Origin of the sequence: Micromonospora sp. NBC_01405 (genome assembly GCF_045040155.1) — a bacterium.
Lineage (GTDB): Bacteria > Actinomycetota > Actinomycetes > Mycobacteriales > Micromonosporaceae > Micromonospora.
Map to the genome: position 1 here is coordinate 5,616,626 of NZ_CP109532.1, position 23,875 is coordinate 5,640,500.

Genomic DNA, 23,875 nt, shown 5'->3' on the forward strand with positions numbered 1-23,875 from the left:
GACCCGGTACGCCGGTCCCGGCCTCAGGCCGCGGCCCGCGCGCCGCACGGCCGGCAGGGGGGCGGATGCGCGGTCCCGGCACCGGTCGGCTCGCACAGCTGGTACACAGGGTCTGCCGATGTGGGGCACAGCCGACCGTCCCACGATGGGAGGCATGGTCATGGAGGGGCAGGCCGCGCAGGGCCGCATCGAGCTGCGCCGACCCGACGGGGAACCCGTCCGGGTGCTGGTGGTCGACGACGAGCCCACGCTCACCGACCTGCTCTCGATGGCGCTGCGCTACGAGGGCTGGCAGGTCCGCACCGCAGGCAACGGGATGACGGCGCTGAGCACCGCCCGGCAGTTCCAGCCGGACGCGGTGGTGCTCGACGTGATGCTGCCCGACCTGGACGGGTTCCAGGTGCTGCGCCGGTTGCGCGAGCACACCCCGACCGTGCCGGTGCTCTTCCTCACCGCCCGGGACGCGGTGGAGGAGCGCATCGCCGGGCTCACCGTCGGCGGCGACGACTACGTCACCAAGCCGTTCAGCCTGGAGGAGGTGATCGCCCGGCTGCGGGCGCTGCTGCGCCGCTCCGGGTTCGCCGTCGCCACCCGGGAGGACGCGGTGCTGACCGTCGGCGACCTCAGCCTGGACGAGGACAGCCACGAGGTGCGCCGCGGTGGCCAGCTGGTCACCCTCACCGCGACCGAGTTCGAGCTGCTGCGGTACCTGATGCGCAACCCGCGCCGGGTGCTCAGCAAGGCGCAGATCCTCGACCACGTCTGGAACTACGACTTCGGCGGGCAGGCCAACGTCGTCGAGCTGTACATCTCGTACCTGCGGAAGAAGATCGACGTCGGACGGGCGCCGATGATCCACACGCTGCGCGGCGCGGGGTATGTCCTCAAGCCCGCGGACTGACCGGCTGCGCCGCTGGCCGGCCGGCTGGTCGCTGCGCACCCGGCTGGTGGCCGCCGTGGTGGCGCTGCTCGCCCTGGTCAGCATCGGGATCGGCGGGCTGACCACGGTGGCGCTGCGGCACTTCCTCGTCGCCCAGGTCGACGACCAGCTCACCTTCGACCAGCATCGGGTCGGCGGGGACCGGCGGAACCGGTATCCCACCCTGCCCCCGCTGCCCCGCGAGGTGACACTGCCCCCCGGCTTCCCGCCCGGCTCGATCGTCGTCCGGGTGGTCGACGGCCGGGTCGTGGAGGCGAAGATCCGCAACTCGGCCGGTTCGGTCGAGCCGCTCGCCACCGCAACGGCGGCCCCGCTGGCCGGGCTGGCCGTCGACGGCCGGCCCCGCACGGTGGACCTCGGCGACCAGGGCGACTACCGGGCGGTGGCCCGGCAGTTCGTCGACCTCGACAACGACGGCTCCGGTGGGGTGCTGGTCTTCGCGCTGCCGCTGACCGGTGTCCAGGACACCGTCTGGTGGATGGTGCTGGCCCAGGCCGGGGTCGCCACCGCCGGGCTGCTTATCGCCGGCGGCCTCGGCGCGTTGATCGTCCAGGCCACCCTGCGCCCGCTGCGCCGGGTCGCCGCCACCGCAGCGCGGGTCACCGAGCTGCCGCTGGACCGGGGCGAGGTGGCGCTGTCCGTGCGGGTCCCCGCCGCGGACACCGATCCCCGTACCGAGATCGGCCAGGTCGGCGGCGCGCTCAACCGGATGCTCGGGCACGTCGCCGCCGCGCTCGCCGCCCGCCAGGCCAGCGAGACCCGGGTACGCCAGTTCGTCGCCGACGCCAGCCACGAGCTGCGCACCCCCCTCGCGGCCATCCGCGGGTACGCCGAGGTGGCCCGCCGGGGCCACGACCGCGTCCCGCCGGACGTGGCGCACGCGCTGCGCCGGGTCGAGTCGGAGAGCACCCGGATGACCAGCCTCGTCGACGACCTCCTGCTGCTGGCCCGGCTCGACTCCGGTCGCCCGCTGGCGGTCGAGCCGGTGGACCTGACGGCGCTGGTCGTCGACGCGGTCAGCGACGCGCACGTCGCCGGCCCGGAGCACCGCTGGCAGCTCGACCTGCCCGAGGCGGAGCAGGTGGTGCCCGGCGACGCCGCCCGGCTGCACCAGGTGGTGGCGAACCTGCTGGCCAACGCCCGGGTGCACACCCCGCCGGGTACCACCGTCACCACCCGGCTCGCCCCCACCCCGGCGGGAGTCGTGCTCAGCGTCACGGACGACGGCCCCGGTGTCCCGGCCGACCTGCAGAACGAGGTCTTCGAGCGCTTCGCCCGGGGGGACAGCTCCCGGTCGCGCGCCCACGGCAGCACGGGCCTCGGGCTGGCCATCGTGGCGGCCGTGGTGGACGCCCACCACGGCCGGGTCGAGGTGGAAAGCCGCCCGGGGCGAACCGTGTTCACGGTTTCTCTACCGGCGGTCACGGACTGACCAGGCCCGGGCCGGCGACCGATCCGGGGGTGACAGACTCGGGGGCGTGTACCGGGAGCGTGGTGCCAGGGTGGCCGGGGCGGTGCTCTGGGAGAGCGTCGCCACCGGCGACGGGCCGGCCCGGGTGCTGCCCGACGGGTGCCTGGACCTGCTGTGGTCCTCGCGGCGGGGACTGCTGGTCGCCGGGCCGGACCGCACGGCGCACCTGTCGGGGAGCGCGGCCGGTGAGCGTTGGGTGGGGCTGCGGTTGCCGCCCGGCGCCGGGCCGGCCGTGTTCGGCGTGCCCGCCGACGAGCTGCGGGACCGGCGGGTGCCGCTGTCCGACCTGTGGGGACCGGGCGCGGCCTCCGTCGCCGACCGGACGGCCGACGGGCGGGGCGTCGCCGCCGTGCTGGAGGCGGTGGCCCGGGATCGGCTGCGCGCGGCCGGGGGCCCCGACCCGCTCGGCGCGCGCCTGGTGGGCCGGCTGGCCGCCGGGGCGCCGGTCGGCACGGTCGCCGCCGAGGTCGGCCTCGGCGCGCGGGCGCTGCACCGCCGCTGCCGGCACCTGTTCGGGTACGGCCCGAAGACCCTCGCCCGCATTCTGCGGATGCGCCGGGCGCTCGCCCTGGCCCGGTCCGGGACGCCGCTGGCCGAGGTGGCCGCCCGCGCCGGGTACGCCGACCAGGCCCACCTGACCCGCGACGTCCGCGAGCTGGCCGGGGTGCCGCCCGGGGCCCTGCTGCGCGGCTGAGCCACTCGGGTCGTCCTGTCGGCGCGGACGGGGCCGGGACCGGAGCGGACCCACCGGGGCGCTGCGGTCAGTCGACCGGCAGCGGGGCGAACAGGTCGACGGCGGTGCCGTCGGGGTCGTGCAGGACCGCGTACCGCTGGCCCCAGACGGCGTCCCACGGCGCCAGGTGGCCCTGGAAGCCGGCCCCGGTGAGCTCGGCCCAGCACCGGTCGACCTCGGCCGGGTCGGCGCAGCGGAACGCGAGGCTGACCCGGGAGCCACCGGTCGGCGGCGCCCAGTCGGGGTCGAAGCCGCGGATCGTCTCCACCGTGTCCCAGGCCAGCCGCAGGCCGCCGGCCAACGTGAACTCCACGTGCGGCTCGGCCTCCGCGCCGGCCGGGACGTCGAGGCCCAGGCGGCGGTAGAAATCGAGGGTCCGGGCCATGTCGGTGACCGTCAGGCCGACGAGGTCGAAGTGAGGTGTCATGCGCCGACCGTACGGCGGGGCCGGGCGTCGCGTCTTGAACGGAACGGACGCGGTCGGACTGGGCGGTGTGGCCTCGACGCGGCCCGTCGTCGCGTACGGTGGCAATGAGACAAGTCCGGCTTTTCGGCAGAAAAACCCCTGAGTGGCGGAGCCGGAAGCTGACTCCGGGACGGCGAGGGGAAGGAGCGACCCGTGATGCACCTGGCCTACCTGGACGCGGGTTCCGGCAGCCTGATCGTGCAGGCGGTGGTCGGCGGGGTGGCCGGAGCGGCGGTGGCCACGAAGCTCTACTGGCGCCGGCTGACGGCCCGGTTCCGCCGCCGGCCCACCGACCGTTCCTGATCCGGGCCCGCAGGCATGACCACCCCCGACACCGGTGTCCGGGTCGAGCCGGGCTCCTTCCGCGACCCGGCGAACCGCGTCTTCTACGCCGACGGCGAGGTGCTGCGCGGGCTCGACGCGCGGGCGGCCGAGGACTGGCGGGCCCTGGCCGCCAGCGAGTTCTTCCCGCCGCTGCTCGCCGCCGGCAAGGTCTGCGGCACCGAGCCCGTCGCACCGGACCGGTTCCGGGCCCCCGACGGAGTGCCGTGGGCCGCGGTCCTGCGCCACGAGCGCATCCCGTTCGTCTCCCACCCGTACGAGTGGTCGTTCGGCATGCTGCGCGACGCCGCGTTGCTGCACCTGGAGGTCCTGCGCGCGGCGCTGGCCGCCGGCTTCACCACAAAGGACGGATCGGCCTACAACCTCCAGTGGCACGGCGTCCGACCGGTCTTCATCGACGTCGGCTCGTTCGAGCCGGCCCGCGACGGCGAGCCCTGGGCCGGCTACCGGCAGTTCTGCCAGACCCTGCTCTACCCGCTGCTGCTCACCTCCCACCTCGGCGTGGACTTCCAGCCCTGGCTGCGCGCCCAGGTCGACGGCATCCCGCCGGAGCAGATGCGCCGGCTGTTCACCGGCACCCGCCGGCTGCTGCCCGGCGTCCCCACCCACGTGCACCTGCACTCCGCGATGCAGCAGCGGCACGCCGCCGCGACCACCAGCGACGTGCGGGCGCAACTGCGCACCGCCGGTTACTCCCGGGAACTGGCCCTGGCCGCCGTGCGCCGGATCGAGAAGCTGGTCCGCCGGCTGGCCCCGCGCCACGCCCGCAGCCACTGGGTCGACTACCAGCGCACCTGCACGTACTCGGCGGGGGACCGGGCCGCCAAGGAACGCTTCGTCGCCGCGGCGCTGACCGCCGGCCCGCCGCCCGGCCTGGTGCTGGACCTCGGCGCCAACGACGGCCGGTACGCCCGGATCGCCGCCCGGCACGCCGGCTACGTCGTCGCCGTCGAGCAGGACCCGGCCGTGGTGGACGACCTGTACGCGGCGCTGCGCGCCGAGGGACAGCGGCGGGTGCTGCCGCTGGTGATGGACCTGGCCGACCCGTCGCCCGGGGGCGGCTGGCGGGGCGTGGAGCGGGCGGCCTTCGCCACCCGGGCCCGCGCCGACCTGGTGCTGGCCCTCGCCGTCGTGCACCACCTCGCGATCGGGCGCAACGTGCCGCTGGACCAGCTCGTCGACCAGCTCGCCGACGCCTGCGCCCCCGGCGGCCGGCTGGTGGTCGAGTTCGTCCACCCGGACGACCCGATGGCCCGGCGGCTGCTGGCCAACCGGCCGCCCGGCCTCTTCCCGGCCTACCGGCCCGACGAGTTCGCCCGGTTGCTGGCCGCCCGGTGCCGGATCGAGCGGCACGCCGAGCTGCCCTCGGGCACCCGGACGCTCTACCAGGCGGTGGTGGGTGGCTGACTCGGCGCCGGCGCCGCCGACCCTCCGGGACGTCGACCCGGCTCCGGGCCGCCCCACCGAGCGGACCGGGTGGCGGGCGGAGCGGGGCCTGCTGCTGGAGGTGGTGGCGCTGGTCGGGCTGGTGGTCACCCAGCCGATGCTGGACGTGCTGGGCCGCAGCCCCGACTTCTTCCTGTTCCACCGCGCCACCCGGGGCGAGGTCCTGACCCTGGTGGCGCTGATCGCGCTGGTCCCCACGCTGCCGGTGGTCCTGCTCGGCGCGGCGAGCCGGCTGGCCGGGCGGGGCGTCCGGGCCGCCGTGCACACCGGGACCGTCGGCCTGCTGCTCGCCGCCCTCGCCGTCCAGGTGGGCCGGCACGGCACGCCGCTGCGGGGCGTACCGCTGCTGGCGGCGGCGGCGGTGGTGGGCGTGGCCGGGGCCGCCGCGCACCGGCGGTGGCGCGGCCCGGGGTGGGCGCTGCGGGTGGCCGCGGCCGGGCCGCCGGCCTTCGTGGCGTTGTTCCTGCTCGCCTCGCCCGCGTCGCCGGTGGTGCTGCCGGGGGGCCCCGTCGGCGCGGCCGGGGCGGCCGGGGCGGGGGAGCACCCGCCGGTGGTCATGCTGGTCCTCGACGAGCTGCCGCTGGTCTCCCTGCTCGGCCCCGACGCCCGGATCGACGCCGCCCGCTACCCGCACTTCGCCGAGCTGGCGGCCGGTTCCACCTGGTACCGCAACGCCACCGGGGTCAGCGGCTGGACGCCGTACGCGCTGCCGGCCATGCTCACCGGCCGGTATCCGGCGCGGCCGGTCGCCCCGCACTACTCGCAGTACCCGGAGAACCTGTTCACCGCCCTCGGCGGCCTGTACGACATCCGGGCGCAGGAGAGCATCACCCGGCTCTGCCCGCCCAGCCGTTGCGACCAGCCGGCCAGCCCCACGCAGGGCCTCGGCACCCTGGTCCGGGAGAGCGGCCGGCTGCTGCGCCAGGTGACCGCCCCGGTGGACAGCCGCGTCGCCCCCGAGGAGTCGTACCGCGAGCTGACCGCCGCCGAGGCGGGGCTGGACGCCGCCGAGCCGGTCCCGGCCGACCCGAAGTTCCGCTGGGACAGCCTCGACGACAACCAGCCGGCCCGGTTCACCACGTTCCTGGCCGGGCTGCGCCCGAGCGACCGGCCCACCCTGCACTTCCTGCACCTGCTGATGCCGCACGCGCCCTGGGTGTTCCTGCCGTCGGGGGCCCGCTACGCAGCCCCGCAGGACCTGCCCAACGACGGCGCGGGCTGGGTCGAGCTGGCCCGGCAGCGGCACCTCGCCCAGTTGGGGTACACCGACCGGCTGATCGGCGAGACGCTGCGCACCCTGCGCGCCAGCGGCCTGTACGACAAGGCCCTCGTGGTGGTCACCGCCGACCACGGGGTCAGCTTCGACAACGGCTTCCAGGGGCGCGGGATGAACGCCGTGCGCGCGGCGGCCGGGCAGGTGGCCTGGGTGCCGATGTTCGTCAAGGAGCCCGGCCAGCGGGCCGGGCGGGTCGACGACCGCAACTGGGAACACGTCGACCTGCTGCCCACGGTCGCCGACCACGCGCACGTGCGGATCCCGTGGCAGGTCGACGGGAGCTCCGCCCTGCGGGCCCCGCGCGAGCGCGCCGACAAGCGCTTCTACGACCGGCCGGGCGAACCGGTCAGCCTCCCCGGCGGGGTGCCGGAGCCGCCGCCCCAGCCGTCGCCCCACCCGCTGGTCGGCGTAGCCGTGGGGGAACGGCCGGTCGGCGGTACCGCCCGGGTCGCCGACCTGGCCGCGTTCCGCGCCGTCGATCCGGACGCCGGCGAACTGCCGGCCCTGGTCTGGGGCACCGTCGGGGCGTCGGTGCGTGACGGCACGCTGCTCGCCGTCGCGGTCAACGGCCGGATCGGGGCGGTCGTCCCGGTCGGGCCGCCCGATCCCGGCGGGCGGCGGTTCGCCGCCCTCCTCCCCGACGACCGGCTGTTCCGGGCCGGCGCCAACCGGCTGGACGTCTACCGGGTCGGCCCCGGCGATGAGCTGCGCCGACTGAGTGTTTCCTGAGAGTTTCGCCCGCCCGGTGTAGGGGCCCCTGCCGGCGTGTGACACGCCCAAGTGGGCCCCTCGTGGCGCTTTGCCCCGTTTCGTCGCCCGGCTCGCGCCCGCCGGGTTTCCCCGCCTGCGGGTCGGGAATCGGGTGACGCATACCTCACCGCCGAACCACGGCGAGCGGTGTTACCGCAACCGTGTTTACGGTGAATGCGAAGGCAATTTCAACGTAGATCTGCCGGCGAAGCGAGGAACCACATGACGGAAGTCAAGCTCGATCACCCCGGTGGGCAGCTGTCGATGCCGGTGCACTCGGCGGTCGAGGGCCCCGCCGGCATCGGCGTGAGCAAGCTTCTCAAGGAAACCGGGATGACCACGTACGATCCCGGTTTCGTCAACACCGCGGCCTGCTCCTCCGAGATCACCTACATCGACGGCGACGCGGGCATCCTGCGGTACCGGGGCTACCCGATCGAGCAGCTGGCCGAGAAGTCCTCCTTCCTGGAGGTCTCCTACCTGTTGATCTACGGCGAGCTGCCCGGCCAGCAGGAGCTGACCGAGTTCAGCGAGCGGATCCGGCGGCACTCGCTGCTGCACGAGGAGATGCGCCGGTTCTTCGACGGCTTCCCGCGCGACGCGCACCCGATGGCCGTGCTCTCCTCGGCTGTCAGCGCCATCTCGACCTTCTACCAGGACAGCCTGGACCCGTTCGACTCCGACCACGTCGAGATGTCCACGGTCCGGCTGATGGCCAAGGTCCCCACCATCGCCTCGTACGCGTACAAGAAGTCCATCGGCCAGCCGCTGCTGTACCCGGACAACTCGCTCGGCTACGTGGACAACTTGCTGCGGATGACGTTCGGCGTGCCGGCGGAGCCGTACGAGGTCGACCCGGTCATGTCGAAGGTCCTGGACATGCTGTTCATCCTGCACGCCGACCACGAGCAGAACTGCTCCACGTCGACCGTGCGGCTGGTCGGCTCCAGCAACGCCAACCTCTTCGCCTCGGTCTCGGCCGGGGTGAACGCGCTCTTCGGGCCGCTGCACGGCGGGGCCAACCAGGCCGTTCTGGAGATGCTGAGCAAGATCGAGGCCGACGGCGGCGACGTGCAGTCCTTCGTCCGCAAGGTGAAGGACAAGCAGGACGGCGTGAAGCTGATGGGCTTCGGCCACCGGGTCTACAAGAACTACGACCCGCGCGCCGCCATCGTGAAGAAGGCCGCCCAGGACGTGCTCGGCCGGATGGCCAAGCCGGACCCGCTGCTGGACATCGCGATGAAGCTGGAGGAGATCGCGCTCGCCGACGACTTCTTCGTGTCCCGCCGGCTCTACCCGAACGTGGACTTCTACACCGGCCTGATCTACAAGGCCATGGGTTTCCCGACGAAGATGTTCACCGTGCTCTTCGCCCTCGGCCGGCTCCCCGGCTGGATCGCCCAGTGGCGCGAGATGATCAACGACCCGGAGACCAAGATCGGCCGTCCCCGGCAGCTCTACACCGGGGCCCCCGAACGGGCGTACACCCCGCTCACGGAGCGCTGACCCGGCCACGGGCACCAGGACGACGGGCCGCTACCCCAGCCGGGGTGGGCGGCCCGTTCGGTCGTCGGGTCATCCATATCCGGGCGGCGGGTCGCCTCCGGTCGGCGACTGGCGCGTCCGCGCGTCCGGTCCGCGCACCCCAGTCGGTGACTGCGGGTCCTATGGAGCTGCCCCGTTTGCGCTACCGCCACCGCCGGTCGACAGAACGATCGTCCCGGGCCGTGGCGGTGTCGGACGCCCCGCCACGGGCACGCCGAAACTCGGCGGTGCGCGCGGCCAGTGCGCCGGGGCGGTGCGCGCCCAGTGCGCCCGGCCGGTGCGCCCCTGCCCGACCGGGGTACCCCGGGGAAGCGAGCCGGGCGGTTTCCCAACCTGCCGTGGGCGGGCAGGGGGGCGGGGCGTCACCGGGAGGCGTGTCTGGGGCCGGTTGCCCTGGTGCGTGCTGGCTGGCCGGTAGCGCAGACGGGGCAGCTCCAAAGGGCCCGCAGGAGCCGTGTCGGTGCTCGCTCGTCCGGCCAGGCCGAGCCGCGCCGTTGCGGCGACATGGCGGTATCACCGAGTTGGGGACACCGCCATGTCGCCGTCGCATCGCGCCGTCGCATGTCGCCGTCGCATCGCGGGCACGTAGGTTGTTCAGCGGAGGCCGGCGGCAGCGAGGAGGTTGCCATCGGTGATGTGTGCCGGGGAGCGGCCCTCGGTCATCCGGCGCTCGGCGCGCTCCGCGGTGAACGCCGGGGCCTTGGCGATCGCCGCCGCGTACGTGGCGGCGGTGCGGCGCGCGATGGCCGCCCAGCCGTACTGCTCGTGCACCATGGCGCGAGCCCGGCGGGCCAGCGCCCGGGCGTGCTCCCGGTCGGACAGCAGGGCGTGCACCGCCTCGGTCAGCCCGGCCGGGTCCTGCGGGGCGAAGGTCATCCCGGTTACGCCCGGCTCGACGATCTCGGCGAGCCCGCCGGTCGCGGCGACGGCCAGGGGCGCCCCGGCCGCGGCCCCCTCCAGGGCCACCATGCCGAACGGCTCGTAGATGCTCGGCACCGCGAAGCAGTCCGAGGCGGCCATCACGGCGGGCAGGTCGGTGCCGCCGAGGAAGCCCGGCATGCTCACCATGCCGCCGAGGCCGAGCCGGTGCACCTCGGCCTCCAGGGCCGACTTGTACGGCCCGTCGCCGACGATGACCGCGCGCAGCCCGGGGTGCCGCTCGCGCAGCCGGGGCAACCCGGCGAGCAGGTGCTGCACGCCCTTCTCGTACACCAGCCGGCCGGCGAAGGTGACCAGCGGGCCGTCCCCGGCGAACCGGGCCCGGGCCGAGGCGACCGCCGAGGCCGGCACCTTCCAGCGGTGCGGCTCCACCCCGTTGGCCACCACGTCGACCCGGCTGGTTGGCACGCCGAACAGCGCGTTGACCTCGTCGCGCATGTATCCGGAGCAGGCGATCACCCGGTTGGATTCGCCGCTGATCCAGTGTTCGACGCCGTGGATGGTGCGGTTCATCTCTTCGGGGAGCCAGCCTTGGTGTCGGCCGGCTTCGGTGGCGTGGATGGTGGTGACGAGTGGGATGTCGAGGTGGTCGCGGAGGGTGATGGCGGTGTGTGCGACGAGCCAGTCGTGGGCGTGGACGATGTCGTAGGTGCTGCTCTCGGTGGCGCGTAGGGCGGCGCGGGTGAGGGTGTGGTTGAAGGCCATGGTCCAGGCGAGGAGGCTGCTGGTGGCGAGGGGGAAGGTGACGGGGTCTTCGGCGGCGCGGAGGATGCGTACGCCGTCGGCGTATTCCTCGTGGGGTGCGCCGTCGGTGTGGCGGGTGATGACGGTGACTTCGTGGCCGGCGGTGGCGAGGGCGACGGAGAGGGCGTGGACGTGGCGGCCGAGGCCGCCGACGAGCACCGGCGGGTACTCCCAGGACAGCATCAGGATGCGGCGGGTCTGCGGGGGCACCCCGACCCCGGCGGACTGTGGGATCAAAGGCCGGGAGGTGGGAACGGGCCGGCAGGTCCGGTCCGTGGCGGTGGCGGTCTGCTCGCCGGCCCGCAGGGTCGTCACATCAAACTCCGTCCATGCATGGTGGAACGCGCCGGCAACGGTGGCGGCGAAAAGGGAAGTGGTGGGGGTGGCCGAGGGCCGAGTGCCGAGTGCCGGCGTGCGCGGGCGCACGCCTCCGCATCAAGGAAAGGGCATCCGGGGCCGAACCGCATCCTGAGAGGGCCCAAGGTGACGGACGCCACCCAAACGGGCGGCCGGTATCAGGAGGGTGGATTTTGGTTACGGCACGAAACGGTGGATTGGGCGGACCCCCGGCGGGGCATTAGCGGCGTGCGCTCGCCGGGCCGCCCGGTAGGGGCGTTCATCATCATGGGCTGAGGAGCGACATGCAGGTCTGGCCGGGCGAGCGGTACCCCCTGGGGGCGACCTACGACGGGATGGGCACCAACTTCGCGATCTTCTCGGAGGTGGCCGAGCGGGTCGAGCTCTGCCTGTTCGACGAGTGGGACACCGGGGCGGAGCGCCGCGTCGAGCTGCGCGAGGTCGACGCGTACGTCTGGCACGCGTACATCCCCGGCATCGAACCGGGGCAGCGGTACGGCTACCGGGTCCACGGCCCGTGGAACCCGGCCGACGGGCCGCGCTGCAACCCGCACAAGCTCCTGCTCGACCCGTACGCCAAAGCCGTCGACGGGGACGTGCAGTGGAACGCTGCCGTCTACGACTACGAGCTGGGCGACCCGGACCGGATGTCCGAGACCGACTCGGCGCCGTTCATGCCCAAGTCGGTGGTGGTGAACCCGTACTTCGACTGGGGCAACGACCGGCCGCCGCGCACCCCGTACCACCACTCGGTGATCTACGAGGCCCACGTGCGCGGGCTGACCATGCGCCACCCCGGCATCCCGGAGGAGCTGCGCGGCACGTACGCGGCGATCGCCTCCCCGGTCATGATCGAGTACTTCCAGCAGCTCGGGATCACCGCCGTCGAGCTGATGCCGGTGCACCAGTTCGTCCACGACCACCGGCTGGCCGACCTGGGAATGCGCAACTACTGGGGCTACAACACCATCGGCTTCTTCGCCCCGCACCACGGCTACTCCGCGCTGGGCCACCTCGGCCAGCAGGTGCAGGAGTTCCGGGGCATGGTCAGGGCGCTGCACGCCGCCGGCATCGAGGTCATCCTCGACGTGGTCTACAACCACACCGCCGAGGGCAACCACCTGGGCCCGACGCTGAGCTTCAAGGGCGTCGACAACCCCAGCTACTACCGGCTCTCGGAGGAGGATCGCCGGTACTTCGTCGACTACACCGGCACCGGCAACAGCCTCAACGTCCGCAGCCCCCACTCCCTACAACTGATCATGGACTCGCTGCGCTACTGGGTGACCGAGATGCACGTCGACGGGTTCCGCTTCGACCTGGCCGCCACCCTGGCCCGCGAGTTCTACGAGGTCGACCGCCTGTCCACCTTCTTCGAGGTGGTCCAGCAGGACCCGGTGGTCAGCCAGGTCAAGCTGATCGCCGAGCCGTGGGACGTCGGCCCCGGCGGCTACCAGGTGGGCAACTTCCCGCCGGTGTGGACCGAGTGGAACGGCAAGTACCGCGACACGGTGCGGGACTTCTGGCGCGGCGAGCCGGCCACCCTCGCCGAGTTCGCCTCCCGGATCTCCGGCTCCGCCGACCTCTACCAGGACGACGGCCGCCGCCCCTTCCACAGCATCAACTTCGTCACCTGCCACGACGGGTTCACCCTCAACGACCTGGTGTCGTACAACGACAAGCACAACGAGGCCAACGGCGAGGACAACCGGGACGGCGAGGGCCACAACCGGTCCTGGAACTGCGGCGTCGAGGGCGAGACCGACGACCCGGGCGTGCTGGCCCTGCGGCAGCGGCAGCGGCGCAACTTCCTGGCCACCCTGATCCTCTCCCAGGGCGTGCCGATGATCGGCCACGGCGACGAGCTGGGCCGCACCCAGCGCGGCAACAACAACGCGTACTGCCAGGACAGCGAGCTGGCCTGGGTCGACTGGGACGACGCCGACGAGGCGCTGCTGGGCTTCGTCCGGCGGCTCGTCGAGTTCCGCCGCAGCCACCAGGTGTTCCGCCGCCGCCGGTTCTTCACCGGCCTGCCGGTGGGCGGCCGGGCCGCCGGCTCGGGCCTGCCCGACCTGGCCTGGTACACCCCCGACGGTCGGGAGATGACCGGCGAGGACTGGGGCAACGACTTCGGCCGCTCGGTGGCCCTGTTCGTCAACGGCGACGGCATTCCCGAGCGCGGCCAGTACGGCCAGCGCCACCGGGACACCTCGTTCCTGCTCTGCTTCAACGCCCACGACGCCGCGCTGGACTTCACCCTGCCCGGGGAGGAGTTCGGCCAGCGGTGGGAGCTGGTGATCAGCACCGCGGAACCGGAACCGGACAAGCCGACCCTCGTCGAGGCGGGCGGCACGATCTGCGTACCGGACCGTTCCCTGGTGGTCCTGGAGAGGATGGTCTGACGGTGCCCGACACCCGCCTCGGCGCGACGTACCGGGTGCAGGTCCGCCCCGGCTTCGACCTCGACGCCACCGCCGGCCTCGCCGGCTACCTGGCCGACCTCGGCGTCACCCACCTCTACAGCGCGCCCCTGCTCACCGCCACCCCCGGCTCGGCGCACGGCTACGACGTGGTCGACCACCGGGCGGTCAACCCCGAGCTGGGCGGCGAGGCCGGCCGGGTCCGGCTGGTCCGGGCGCTGCGCGCGGCCGGGCTCGGCCTGGTCGTCGACATCGTGCCCAACCACGCCGGGGTGGCCCAGCCGGCGGCCAACCCCGCCTGGTGGGACGTGCTGCGCCGGGGCCGCGCCTCGGCGTACGCGCGCTGGTTCGACATCGACTGGGACCGGGGCCGGCTGCTGCTGCCGGTGCTCTCCGACGCCCCGGACGCCCTCGACGACCTCAAGATCGTCGACGGGGAGCTGCGCTACCACGAACACCGCTTCCCGATCGCCGACGGCACCGCCGAAGGGACCGGCGCCGCCGAGGGCGCCGGCGACGGGGCCGCCCGCGAGGTGCACGACCGGCAGCACTACGAGCTGGTCTCCTGGCGGCGCGGGGACCACGAGCTGACGTACCGCCGGTTCTTCGCCGTCTCCGACCTGGCCGGCCTGCGGGTGGAGGACCCGGAGGTGTTCGCCGCCACCCACGCGGAGGTGCTGCGCTGGGCGGCGGCCGGCGAGGTCGACGGCATCCGGGTCGACCACCCCGACGGGCTGCGCGACCCGGCCGGCTATTTGGCCCGGCTGCGCGCCGCCGCCCCCGACGCGTGGCTGCTGGTGGAGAAGATCCTCGAGTACGGCGAGGAGCTGCCCGACTGGCCGGTGGACGGCACCACCGGCTACGACGCCCTGGCGCCCGTCGGTGGCCTCTTCGTCGACGGGTCCGCCGAGGGCGACTTCACCGCCCTGGACGCCCGGCTGACCGGACACCGCACCTCCTGGTCGGACCTGATCCACGACACCAAGCTGGAGGCGGCCACCCGGCTGCTCGCCGCCGAGCTGACCCGGCTCGCCGCGCTCGCCCCCGAGCTGGAGCCGGCCGAGGCCCGGGCGGCCCTGGCCGAGCTGGCCGCGTGCTTCCCGGTCTACCGGGGGTACCCGCCGCACGGCGCCCGGCACCTGGCCGACGCCCGCTCCGACGCCGGCCGACGCCGCCCCGACCTGACCGCCGCCCTCGACGCGGTCACCCGCCGGCTGCGCGACCCCGAAGACGAGCTGGGGCAGCGGTTCCCGCAGCTGTCCGGCGCGGTGATGGCCAAGGGCGTCGAGGACACCGCCTACTACCGGTGGAGCCGGTTCGTCGCCCTCAACGAGGTCGGCGGCAGCCCCGCCCACTTCGGCACCCCGCCGGCCGAGTTCCACCGGTTCGCCGCCGCCCGACAGGCCCGCTGGCCCGCGGCCATGACCACCCTGTCCACCCACGACACCAAGCGCGGCGAGGACGTCCGGGCCCGGCTCGCGGTGCTGTCCGAGCTGCCCGAGCGCTGGGCCGAGCGGATCGCCCGGTGGACCGCCGCCGCGCCGCTGCCCGACCCGGCGTTCGCCCACCTGCTCTGGCAGACCGCCGTCGGGGCGTGGCCGATCGAGCGGGAGCGGCTGCACGCGTACGCCGAGAAGGCCGCCCGGGAGGCGTCGGTCGCCACGAGCTGGGCCGACCCCGACCCCGGCTTCGAGCACGCCATGCACGCCCTGGTCGACCGGATGTACGACGACCCGGAGCTGCACGCCGAGCTGACCGCGTTCGCCGCCGAGATCACCCCGGCCGGCTGGTCCAACTCGCTGGGGCAGAAGCTCGTCCAGCTCGCCATGCCCGGGGTGCCCGACACCTACCAGGGCACCGAGCTGTGGGAGAACTCGCTGGTCGACCCGGACAACCGCCGCCCGGTCGACTTCGCCGTACGCCGGGAGCTGCTGGCCCGCCTCGACGCCGGTCGGCAGCCGGCGGTGGACGCCGATGGCGCGGCGAAGCTGCTCGTGGTCTCGCGGACCCTGCGGCTGCGCCGCGACCGCCCGGAGCTGTTCACCGGCTACCGCCCGGTGCCCGCCCGGGGCCCCGCCGCCGCGCACGCGCTCGCCTTCGACCGGGGCGGCGCGGTCGCCGTCGCCACCCGGCTGCCGCTCGGGCTGGCCCGCGCCGGCGGGTGGGGCGACACCAGCCTGTCATTTCCCGTTCACGAGCTGACCGACCTGTTCACCGGCCGGGTCTACGGTGGCGGGGAGATCCCGCTGGCCGACCTGCTGGCCACCTACCCCGTCGCGCTGCTGGCTCCCACCACCGAGTTCGTGGAGGCTGCGTCATGACCGAGTTCACGGTGTGGGCGCCGGAGGCTGCCCGCCTCCGACTGCGCCTGCCCGGCGACGCCGACCACGAGATGCGCGCCGGCCCCGACGGCTGGTGGCGGGTCGAGGTGCCCGCCGCCGGCCCCGGCACCGACTACGCCTACCTGATCGACGACGACGACCGGGCCCTGCCCGATCCCCGCTCGGCCTGGCAGCCGGCGGGGGTGCACGGCCCGAGCCGGCGCTACGACCACGCGGCCTTCGGGTGGACCGACACCGGCTGGACGGGCCGACAGCTGCCCGGCAGCGTCCTCTACGAGCTGCACGTCGGCACGTTCACCCCGCAGGGCACCTTCGACGCCGCCATCGGCCGCCTCGACCACCTCGTCGACCTCGGCGTCGACATGGTCGAGCTGCTGCCGGTCAACGCCTTCAACGGCGAGCACAACTGGGGATACGACGGGGTCTGCTGGTACGCCCCGCACGAGCCCTACGGCGGCCCGGACGGGCTGAAACGGTTCGTCGACGCCGCCCACGCCAAGGGTCTGGGGGTGATCCTCGACGTCGTCTACAACCATTTCGGGCCCTCCGGGGCCTACGCGCCGATGTTCGCGCCGTACCTCGCCGAGCAGGACAACGCCTGGGGCCGCACCGTCAACCTCGACGGCCCGCACTCCGACGGGGTGCGCCGCTACATCCTCGACAGCGTGCTGATGTGGCTGCGCGACTACCACGTCGACGGGCTGCGGCTCGACGCCGTGCACGCCATGCCCGACTCGCGCGCCACCCACCTGCTGGAGCAGATCGCGGCGGAGGTGGAGACCCTCTCCACCCACCTGGGCCGGCCGCTGTCGCTGATCGCCGAGTCCGACCTCAACGACCCGACGCTCGTCACCCCCCGGGAGGCCGGCGGGTACGGCCTGCACGCCCAGTGGAACGACGACGCCCACCACGCCCTGCACACCCTGCTCACCGGCGAGCGGCAGGGCTACTACGGCGACTTCGGCTCCCTGGAGTGCCTGTCGGACGTGCTGACCGGGGCGTTCTTCCACGCCGGCACCTGGTCCAGCTTCCGCAACCGCAGTCACGGCCGACCGGTGGACCGGCAGCGCACCCCGGGCCACCGGTTTGTGGCGTACCTCCAGAACCACGACCAGATCGGCAACCGGGCCACCGGCGACCGCATCTCGGCGTCGCTGTCCCCTGCGCTGCTCCGGGTGGGGGCGACGCTGCTGTTCACCGCCCCGTTCACCCCGATGCTGTTCATGGGGGAGGAGTGGGCGGCCAGCACCCCGTGGCAGTTCTTCACCAGCCACCCCGAGCCCGAGCTGGCGACCGCCGTGGCCACCGGCCGCCGGCGCGAGTTCGCCGCCCACGGCTGGGCCTCGAACGACGTCCCCGACCCGCAGGCCCCGCAGACCTTCGCCCGCTCCCGGCTCGACTGGGCCGAGCTGGACGAACCCGAACACCGCGAGATGTACGACTTCCACCGGCGGCTGATCGCGCTGCGCAAGAGCCGCGCCGACCTGTCCGATCCCCGGCTGGACCGGGTCGACGTCCGGCACGGGGACCAGTTCCTGCTGCTGCGGCGGGGGAAGACGCTGGTGGTCGCGAACCTGGCGGCCAAGCCGCAGCGGATCACGTTGCCGGGGATGGCCCGTCGGGTGCTGCTGGCCACGGGGGAGGGGGTCACGGTGACAAGGGACCGCATCGACCTGCCGGCGGAGACGGCAGCAATCGTGGCGCTCTAGGTGTTCTGTCCGTCACCGTGATCGTTTGCTGATTTGTGAGACGACACGCCGGGCGAGTTCTCCAGAAGCAGCAGACGTTCATGGAGCCCCAACCCGGACACCGCGAAGGCCCGCGCCCGTCAGCCGGCGTCGAGCACCTCGCGCAGTCGCGCCGCGAACTCGGCGGGCTTGCCCGCGTAGCCGAAGTCGCCGCCGAGGAAGCCGCCGTGGTGGCTGGGGAACACGGTGGCCTCCTGGCCGAGCAGCGCCGCGGTGGCGACGGCCGTACGTGCGGTGTACGTCCCCGCCGTCTCCTCGCCGACGGCGATCACGATGCGGGTCGGCGCGGCGGTGAGCGCCTGCGTGTCGGGTCGGTAGTCGATGATCGCCCAGGAGGCCTTCGACAGCAGTGGGTCGTCGCGGGTGCCGTCGTCGTCGATCGGCAGGCCGAACGCCGCCGGGTCGGGCGCGGGCTGGGCGAAGTAGGCGTCGGTGAACTCGCCCTGCCAGGACGTCATCAACATGAAGGCGGCCATCCCGGCGCCCATGCCCTTCGCCTGGTACGCCTCGTGGAAGGCGGCCCGGGCGCGATCGGCGGCGTCGGCGTCGGGAAGCACGGCGTTGATCGGCGGCTCGTGCGCCACCAGCGTGCCGACGTCGCCGGGGTGGGAGGCGACCAGTTCGAGCGCCGTCACCGCGCCGCCGCTGCTAGCGAAGACGTCGACCGGGCCGGTGCCGAGCGCCTCGATCAGCACATGCAGGTCGGCCGCCTGCTGCTGCGGCGTGTGGTCCGACCGGCCGTCGCGGCGGACGCTGCGGCCCAGGCCGCGGGGATCGTAGGTGACGACCGTGCGGTCGGTGAAGTGCTCGGCGAGTGAGCCGAAGCCCTCGGCGGTCATCGGCTGGCCGACCATGAGCAGCGTGCGGTGCCCGGCCGACGCCGGGAGCGGGTTGCGCACGTCGTAGACCAGGTCGACGCCGGGTGCGGCAAGGGTGTGCGTCTGCGTGTTCGTCACGCCGGTGACTCTATGGCCGACGACCGACAAGAACGCCCGGGGGCCGAGCGGCCCGGCACCTCGACGGCCAGGCGGAAGACCTGCCGGGAACCGCTTTCCGGCCCCGGGCACGCCGCCTCGGCAGGGGCGAAGCCGAGGCGCTCGTAGAAGACACGCGCACCGGTCACGGATGCCGCTGAAGGACGCGGCCAAGGGCTACCGGATCTTCCAGAAGAAGCAGGATCTGCTGGTGATACCTGTATCGGATCCTTTGCTCTGCTGCCCCCTGTGCAACGCGCGCGGTGCGCCGCGTTTCCTGCCGTCCGTGCGTGCTGGCCCGTGCCATGAGGCGGCATCGTGCTGGTGTTGCGGTGACGGCAGCAGAGCAAAGGGGCGAGTGGGCATGACCCGTCTGCTGTGGCACGTGACCCGGGCGGCACCCCTCCGCGTCGGTGTTCGGCGCGCGGCGGCAGGATCTGGGGCATGGAGTTCTTCTGCTACCACCGTGATCGGCGCGGCTCTGCGGCGCTCCGGAGCGAGCTGCTACAGGAGCACTGGTCGTACATGGACCGGTACGCGGCGCACATGATCGCTCGCGGCCCGACCTTCGCGGTCGACGGTGCCACGCTCACGGGCAGTGTGCACATCCTGGACCTGCCCGATTCCGCCGCCGCGCGGGCCTTCGCCTTCGACGAGCCCAACTACCAGGCCGGCGCGTACCGCGATGTGCTGTTGCGCCGCTGGCGCAACACGCTGGGGCGCACCATGTGGGACTTTCCCGGCGGACGGACGGGTGGTGACCGGTATCTGGTGCTGGGCCTCGGCGCGGGGGAGGCCCTCGACCTCTCTCCGCAGCGCGACCGGGACGACCTGATCGCGTACGGGCCGTTGCTGTCCGACGACGGTGCCGCCTGGCTGGGTACGGCGGCGCTGCTCCGGGCGGAGGATGCGGACGAGGCGCGCGCCGTGCTGACCTCGGACCGGTACGCCGACATCGAGGTGCACAACTGGGCGTTCGGCGGCCGGCCGTCCTGACCGTCGGGCGGCTGCCGACCGGTCAGCGTGTTTTCCATAGGCGTGGCGACTGCTACGTGAGCATCAACTGCCCGAGTTCCTGGGTGCATCGGGTGAGCGCGACGTAGAGGCCGTTCCAGCCACGCGGTTCAGCGGCGATGCCCTGGGGGTCGATGAGCAGCGTCGCGTCCCACTCCAGCCCCTTGGACTGGGTCGCGGTGAGCACCGGCACATCGCTCAGTGCGGCTAGGAGTTCGGCGATGCGGTCGGCGGGGGCGATGACGCCGACCGTGCCGCCGTGCCACCGCTGCTGCAACTGTCGTACAGCTTGGGCGGCGGCGGCGGCGAGCTCGGCGGGCGTGACCGTGCGCTCCCAGGGGGCGATGCCGGAGGAGCGCACCGCCCGGGGCGGCGCGTTGTGGCTGCCGGCTCTCCTCAGCACCGGCTCGGTGAGGTCCATGACCTCGCGCGGGGTCCGGTAGCAGATGGTCAGCTCGGCAGGGGTCCAGCGGTCCCCGAACACCGCCTGCACCGCTTGGGCCCAGCTGGTGTGCCGGTGCGCCGCCTCCGCCTGGTCGATGTCGCCGACCGCGGTGATGGAGCGACTGGGACAGCGCCGCAGAACCATCTGCCACTGCATCTCGGACAGCTCTTGCGCTTCGTCGATGACGACGTGGCCGTACACCCAGCCGCGTTGCCGGCGGGCGCGGTCGGCGACGAACTCGCCCTGTGGTTGCGGGGCTTCGACCTCGCCCAGCAGGTCGGCGAGGGCATCGAGCAGGGGGATGTCGCTCGACGCCCTCGGGGCAGGCTCGGCCGAGACGGCGGTGATCTCCTCCGGGGTCAGCTGTGGGGCGAACCGGGCCAGCAGGGTGCAGTCGGTCAGGAGATCGCGCAGCAAATTCTCGGCGGTGCGGGTGGGCCACAATGCCTCGACGTATCTGGCGATGGTGGCGTTCTCGGCGATACGCAGTCGGAGCTGCTCGATCTCCTCCTCGGAGAGCAACCCGTCGACGTCGCTGCCGGTCGACGTCCTGCCGACGTGTTGGTCGTGCTTCATGCCCTTGTCGAAGCGGGCGAGGATGTCCTCGAAGCCCTCCTCCATCTCGTCCATCAGCGCCTCGCGCTGCTCGGCGACGGCTTCGGCAAGGAGGTGGTGCAACTGCTCGGCGAACGCCGCGCGGGCGCGATGGTACGGGCGTCCCTGCACCGCCGAGGCGAGCGCCTGCGCCACTGCGGCGGCCGGGATGACGTAGAAATCGCCCTCCCAGCGCAGCTTCAGCTCACGGGGCCGGGGGAGCAGCGACGTGACGTACTCGTCGAGCGCGGTCTGCCAGAGGGCTCGGCCCTTGATCTCGGCGAGAAGCCTGCTCTCGTCGCGGCCCACGCGGATTTCGGGCAGCAGAGTGCCGCAGGTCGCCGAGACGACGGCGGTCTCGCCGAGCGCGGGCAGCACCTGGGCGATGTATTCGAGGAAGCGCGGCGAGGGACCGAGGACCAGGACCGCCTGGTCGGCCATCGTCCGGTGGGCGAACAGCAGGTAGGCGACGCGGTGCAGAGCAACGACGGTCTTGCCGGTGCCGGGACCGCCCTGAACGATCAGCGGGCCGGTCGCCTCAGCCCGGATGATGTCGTCCTGCTCGCGTTGCAGTGTGGAGATCGCCGTCGACATGTGGCCGGTGCGCCGCTGGTCGAGGGCGGCCAGCAGAGCGCCCTCGCCGACGAGTTCCGCCGTCATGGTGCCGTCCAGTGGCTCGTCGTCCACGCCGACGACGACCGATCCCGCCGTACGTACGTGACGGCGCCGTGCCTGACCCTGCGGGTCGACAGCCGTCGCGGTGTAGAACGGCCGTGCTGCGGGAGCACGCCAGTCCACCAGCAGTGGCTCACTGTCCTCGCCGTCGTTGCGGAGACCGACACGGCCCACGTGTCGCACGGTGCCGTCGAGGCCGTCGAGGCGGCCGAAGACCAGCCCTTCCCGTGCTCGCCGCAGCTCTTCGTACTGCTGGCGGAGCATGCGCTGCCGGGCCCGTTCCAACGCGTCCAGGGCATCTGACGAGAGCTCGGCCTGCAGGTGGTCGGCCAGCCTGTCGCGCCGGGCCGTGGCCACGTCGAGAAACTCCTGTTCCTCGGCGATCGCGGATCGACGGGCGCCGGCAGCGTCGTTGTGCAGAGCAGAATTCCGCCGCATACGCAAATCCTTGTACTGGTGTTTCCCCTCGGTCCGGATGGGCCGGAGTGTATTCCGGCGGCAAGTATAGAACCAGCTCCTCCTCGTCAACCAGGAACTCTGTCGGCAGAGATGGCAATCTCTATGCCTTGCAGTTCCGGGCCGCTCGGTCTAACCCAATTTTGAATCGCTTGTTGACAGTTCGTTCCTTATCTGACATGAATGCGCGCCGGTGCAGGTCGTAGGTTGGCGGCTACCGACCGCCGTTAACACCGACCCGACGCTGATTGCGGTCAGCACCCCCCACCACCCTCGCCGCCCTTGATGAGTCGCGATTCTTGGACAGTTCTCGTCCACTCTGGACGAGAACTGTCCAAGAATCGGAGGCGGTGCCGCGCGCATGTCGCCGGTCAACCAGCCCTCGTCAGGCACGCAAGGCGAGCCCAGGCCGCAGCAGCCGGATTGGTCCTCGGCCCCGGCCGGGCGCTACTCCGCGACGAACACGCCCACGCCGGGGAGCGTCTCAGTCATGCCCTTGATCCGTAACACCTGCATCGCGCGGTCGATCACCGGCTCGGTGACCCCGTAATGCTCAATGAGTTCCCGCCTGCTGGGCAGCTTCGCGCCCGGCGGGAACTCTCCCGACGTGATGCGCTTGGCGAGGTCGTCGGCGATCTGCTCATAGCGGTAACGCGGTGGCACTGTGTTCCCCTCGGTTGGCAACACGAGTAGACCACCTCTGCCATCCCTTGACTACCCAACGGTACCTATGGGAGGTTGTTTGAGGAGGTCGTCCCCCTCGGTTGGCGCTGTTGGGTCGTCCTCGCCAGCGTGGATGCCCGTCGCGCTCCAGCCGTCGGGCATCCACGCTTCGGGAATATCTGATGACAAGTAGCGGCTCGATGGAGGCGGCATGCGGGGCCAGAGCGACAATCCGGCGACCAGTCGGGGTGAGCAGGCCGAGGCGGCCGAGCGGGAGGCCGCGAGGAGGCGGCTGCTCGACCTGGCCGAGGCGGAGCGCGTACCGGTGGAGGAGACCACTCGGGCGGTGTCGGACCGGCGGTGGTTACGTGGCCAGCGCTGACGAGCCGATCGGTCGCCGGGTGGCGCGCTGGCGGGTGCGGCGGCGGATGACCCAGCAGGTGCTCGCGGATCGGCTTGGCCGGTCGAAGAGCTGGATGGACAAGGTCGAGCGGGGAGTCCGCTCGCTGGACCGGTACGCGGTCATCCAGGAGGTCGCCCAGGTGCTGCGGGTCGATCCGTTGGTGCTGCTTGGCGAGGACCGCCCGCCGCCGATGAGCGCCGGCCCGCTGGACGGGGTGGACGAGGTCCGCGCCGCCCTCGCCCGCTACGACATCCGCCGGCCGCCAGCGTCGGTGGCGGAGACGGGCCGGCACGTGGAGCATGCCTGGCTGACCTACCAGCACGCGCGCTACGCCCAGGTGGTGCGGCTGCTGCCGGGGCTGCTCGACGCCGCCCGGGGCCTGCGCGAGGACGCGCCGGGGCCGCTGGTGCAGGCGTATCGGATCACCTCGTCGGTGCTGGTGAAGCTCGGCGAGGCCGACCTGGGGTGGCTGGCCGCCGATCGGGCGGTGGCCGTGGCCGGCGGCGATCCGGTGCTGGCGGCGTCGGCGGCCGTGTCGGTCGGGCAGGCGCTGCGCGCGCTGGGCCGCGACCGGTTGGCGCTTGCGGTGACGGGCGACGCCGCGCGCCGCCTTGTGCCGTCGACGGTGCACGGGGCCCTGCTGATCCAGGGGGTCCTGGCCGCTGCCGGGTGCGGCGATGCCGGCCGGGCGGGGGAGCTGGCCGACCGGGCCGCCGGGGTGGCCGCCTCGCTCGGGACCGGCGACGACCCGCACCGGACCAGCTTCGGGCCGGTCGCCGTCGAGTTGGCCCGGGTGGTGGCGGCGGTCGAGCTGGGGGAGGCCGGGGAGGCGGTGGGTCTGCACGAGCAGGTGGTACGGGGGGAGGCGTGGCGGCGGCTGCCGGCCGAGTACCGGGCCGCGTACCTGCTGGACGCCGCGCGGGCGTACCTCCAGGTCGGTGACCTGCGTGCGGCCGGGCGGATGCTGGTCGACGCGGACGGCGTCGCGCCGGCCGAGGTCCGGTGCCGGCCGGTGGCGCGTACGGTGATCGCCGAGGTCGCCCGGGCGCACCCGGCGCCGGCCGGCGTGGCGCGCCTGGCGACGCTCGTCGGCCTCACCCGGTGACCGGGCTGCCCCGGCGGGGCGTGGCCC

18 protein-coding genes are annotated in these 23,875 nt (G+C 73.3%); 13 read left to right on the top strand and 5 right to left on the bottom strand.

The features are described 5' to 3' along the window. Positions 1 to 160 precede the first annotated feature (160 nt). From OG559_RS24275 to OG559_RS24285, 3 genes are read left to right on the top strand one after another with little or no spacing between them, the layout of a single operon-like run. Positions 161 to 901: a response regulator transcription factor gene (locus OG559_RS24275; protein WP_405116928.1), complete on the top strand. Its 741-nt coding sequence runs from the start codon at positions 161 to 163 to the stop codon at positions 899 to 901. After that, positions 879 to 2,372, top strand: a complete 1,494-nt coding sequence (locus OG559_RS24280) for an ATP-binding protein (protein WP_405107416.1) — start codon at positions 879 to 881, stop codon at positions 2,370 to 2,372. The genes OG559_RS24275 and OG559_RS24280 overlap by 23 nt, the downstream gene beginning before the upstream one ends. Positions 2,373 to 2,418: 46 nt before the next feature. Further along, positions 2,419 to 3,105, top strand: coding sequence for a helix-turn-helix domain-containing protein (locus OG559_RS24285; RefSeq protein ID WP_405107419.1), 687 nt, complete (start codon positions 2,419 to 2,421; stop codon positions 3,103 to 3,105). 67 nt (positions 3,106 to 3,172) lie between these two features. Here OG559_RS24285 and OG559_RS24290 read toward each other — a convergent pair whose 3' ends face one another. Next, entirely contained in the window at positions 3,173 to 3,571 is a 399-nt protein-coding gene (locus OG559_RS24290; RefSeq protein WP_405107421.1) for a VOC family protein, read from the bottom strand. A gap of 192 nt (positions 3,572 to 3,763) precedes the next feature. Between OG559_RS24290 and OG559_RS24295 the strand changes: the two genes are divergently transcribed. From OG559_RS24295 to OG559_RS24310, 4 genes are all read left to right on the top strand, one after another. Then, the gene (locus OG559_RS24295; RefSeq protein ID WP_396673451.1) at positions 3,764 to 3,913 is read left to right on the top strand and encodes a hypothetical protein; all 150 of its coding nucleotides are present in this window, start codon (positions 3,764 to 3,766) and stop codon (positions 3,911 to 3,913) included. Between the two features lie 15 nt (positions 3,914 to 3,928). Then, complete coding sequence (locus OG559_RS24300) at positions 3,929 to 5,359, top strand: class I SAM-dependent methyltransferase (RefSeq protein ID WP_405107425.1); 1,431 nt, start codon at positions 3,929 to 3,931, stop codon at positions 5,357 to 5,359. Beyond that, a complete protein-coding gene (locus OG559_RS24305) occupies positions 5,352 to 7,403 on the top strand; it encodes a sulfatase-like hydrolase/transferase (protein ID WP_405107428.1) in 2,052 nt (683 codons plus the stop codon). Before OG559_RS24300 ends, OG559_RS24305 begins: the two co-directional genes overlap by 8 nt. 243 nt (positions 7,404 to 7,646) lie before the next feature. Beyond that, a complete protein-coding gene (locus OG559_RS24310; RefSeq protein ID WP_405107430.1) occupies positions 7,647 to 8,930 on the top strand; it encodes a citrate synthase in 1,284 nt (427 codons plus the stop codon). A gap of 633 nt (positions 8,931 to 9,563) precedes the next feature. Here the strand turns inward: OG559_RS24310 and OG559_RS24315 are convergent. Beyond that, positions 9,564 to 10,967, bottom strand: a complete 1,404-nt coding sequence (locus OG559_RS24315) for a glycosyltransferase family 4 protein (protein WP_405107433.1) — start codon at positions 10,965 to 10,967, stop codon at positions 9,564 to 9,566. 326 nt (positions 10,968 to 11,293) lie between these two features. Here OG559_RS24315 and glgX point away from each other — a divergent pair, with 326 nt between their 5' ends. From glgX to treZ, 3 genes are read left to right on the top strand one after another with little or no spacing between them, the layout of a single operon-like run. Further along, positions 11,294 to 13,411 (top strand): glycogen debranching protein GlgX, encoded by a 2,118-nt coding sequence (gene glgX, locus OG559_RS24320; RefSeq protein ID WP_405107436.1) that lies wholly within the window; start codon positions 11,294 to 11,296, stop codon positions 13,409 to 13,411. A 2-nt stretch (positions 13,412 to 13,413) separates the two neighbouring features. Further along, on the top strand, positions 13,414 to 15,750 hold the full coding sequence (gene treY / locus OG559_RS24325) for a malto-oligosyltrehalose synthase (RefSeq protein ID WP_405107439.1): 2,337 nt from the start codon (positions 13,414 to 13,416) through the stop codon (positions 15,748 to 15,750). Then, positions 15,747 to 17,480: a malto-oligosyltrehalose trehalohydrolase gene (gene treZ, locus OG559_RS24330; RefSeq protein WP_405107442.1), complete on the top strand. Its 1,734-nt coding sequence runs from the start codon at positions 15,747 to 15,749 to the stop codon at positions 17,478 to 17,480. The genes treY and treZ overlap by 4 nt, the downstream gene beginning before the upstream one ends. Before the next feature lie 119 nt (positions 17,481 to 17,599). Here the strand turns inward: treZ and OG559_RS24335 are convergent, their stop codons facing one another. Continuing rightward, a complete protein-coding gene (locus OG559_RS24335; protein ID WP_405107445.1) occupies positions 17,600 to 18,475 on the bottom strand; it encodes an alpha/beta fold hydrolase in 876 nt (291 codons plus the stop codon). A 462-nt stretch (positions 18,476 to 18,937) separates the two neighbouring features. On the opposite strand from OG559_RS24335, the gene OG559_RS24340 reads away from it, so the two are divergent. Then, positions 18,938 to 19,489 (top strand): YciI family protein, encoded by a 552-nt coding sequence (locus OG559_RS24340; RefSeq protein ID WP_405107448.1) that lies wholly within the window; start codon positions 18,938 to 18,940, stop codon positions 19,487 to 19,489. Between the two features lie 52 nt (positions 19,490 to 19,541). Here the strand turns inward: OG559_RS24340 and OG559_RS24345 are convergent, their stop codons facing one another. Both OG559_RS24345 and OG559_RS24350 read right to left on the bottom strand, forming a co-directional pair. Beyond that, positions 19,542 to 21,659, bottom strand: coding sequence for a HelD family protein (locus OG559_RS24345; RefSeq protein WP_405107451.1), 2,118 nt, complete (start codon positions 21,657 to 21,659; stop codon positions 19,542 to 19,544). A gap of 465 nt (positions 21,660 to 22,124) precedes the next feature. Continuing rightward, on the bottom strand, positions 22,125 to 22,364 hold the full coding sequence (locus OG559_RS24350; protein WP_405095844.1) for a winged helix-turn-helix domain-containing protein: 240 nt from the start codon (positions 22,362 to 22,364) through the stop codon (positions 22,125 to 22,127). Positions 22,365 to 22,551: 187 nt separating this feature from the next. Here OG559_RS24350 and OG559_RS24355 point away from each other — a divergent pair, with 187 nt between their 5' ends. Together OG559_RS24355 and OG559_RS24360 are read left to right on the top strand one after the other, a co-directional pair. Further along, positions 22,552 to 22,722: a hypothetical protein gene (locus OG559_RS24355; RefSeq protein ID WP_405107454.1), complete on the top strand. Its 171-nt coding sequence runs from the start codon at positions 22,552 to 22,554 to the stop codon at positions 22,720 to 22,722. Then, complete coding sequence (locus OG559_RS24360; protein WP_405107455.1) at positions 22,709 to 23,848, top strand: helix-turn-helix domain-containing protein; 1,140 nt, start codon at positions 22,709 to 22,711, stop codon at positions 23,846 to 23,848. Before OG559_RS24355 ends, OG559_RS24360 begins: the two co-directional genes overlap by 14 nt. Positions 23,849 to 23,875: the final 27 nt, after the last annotated feature.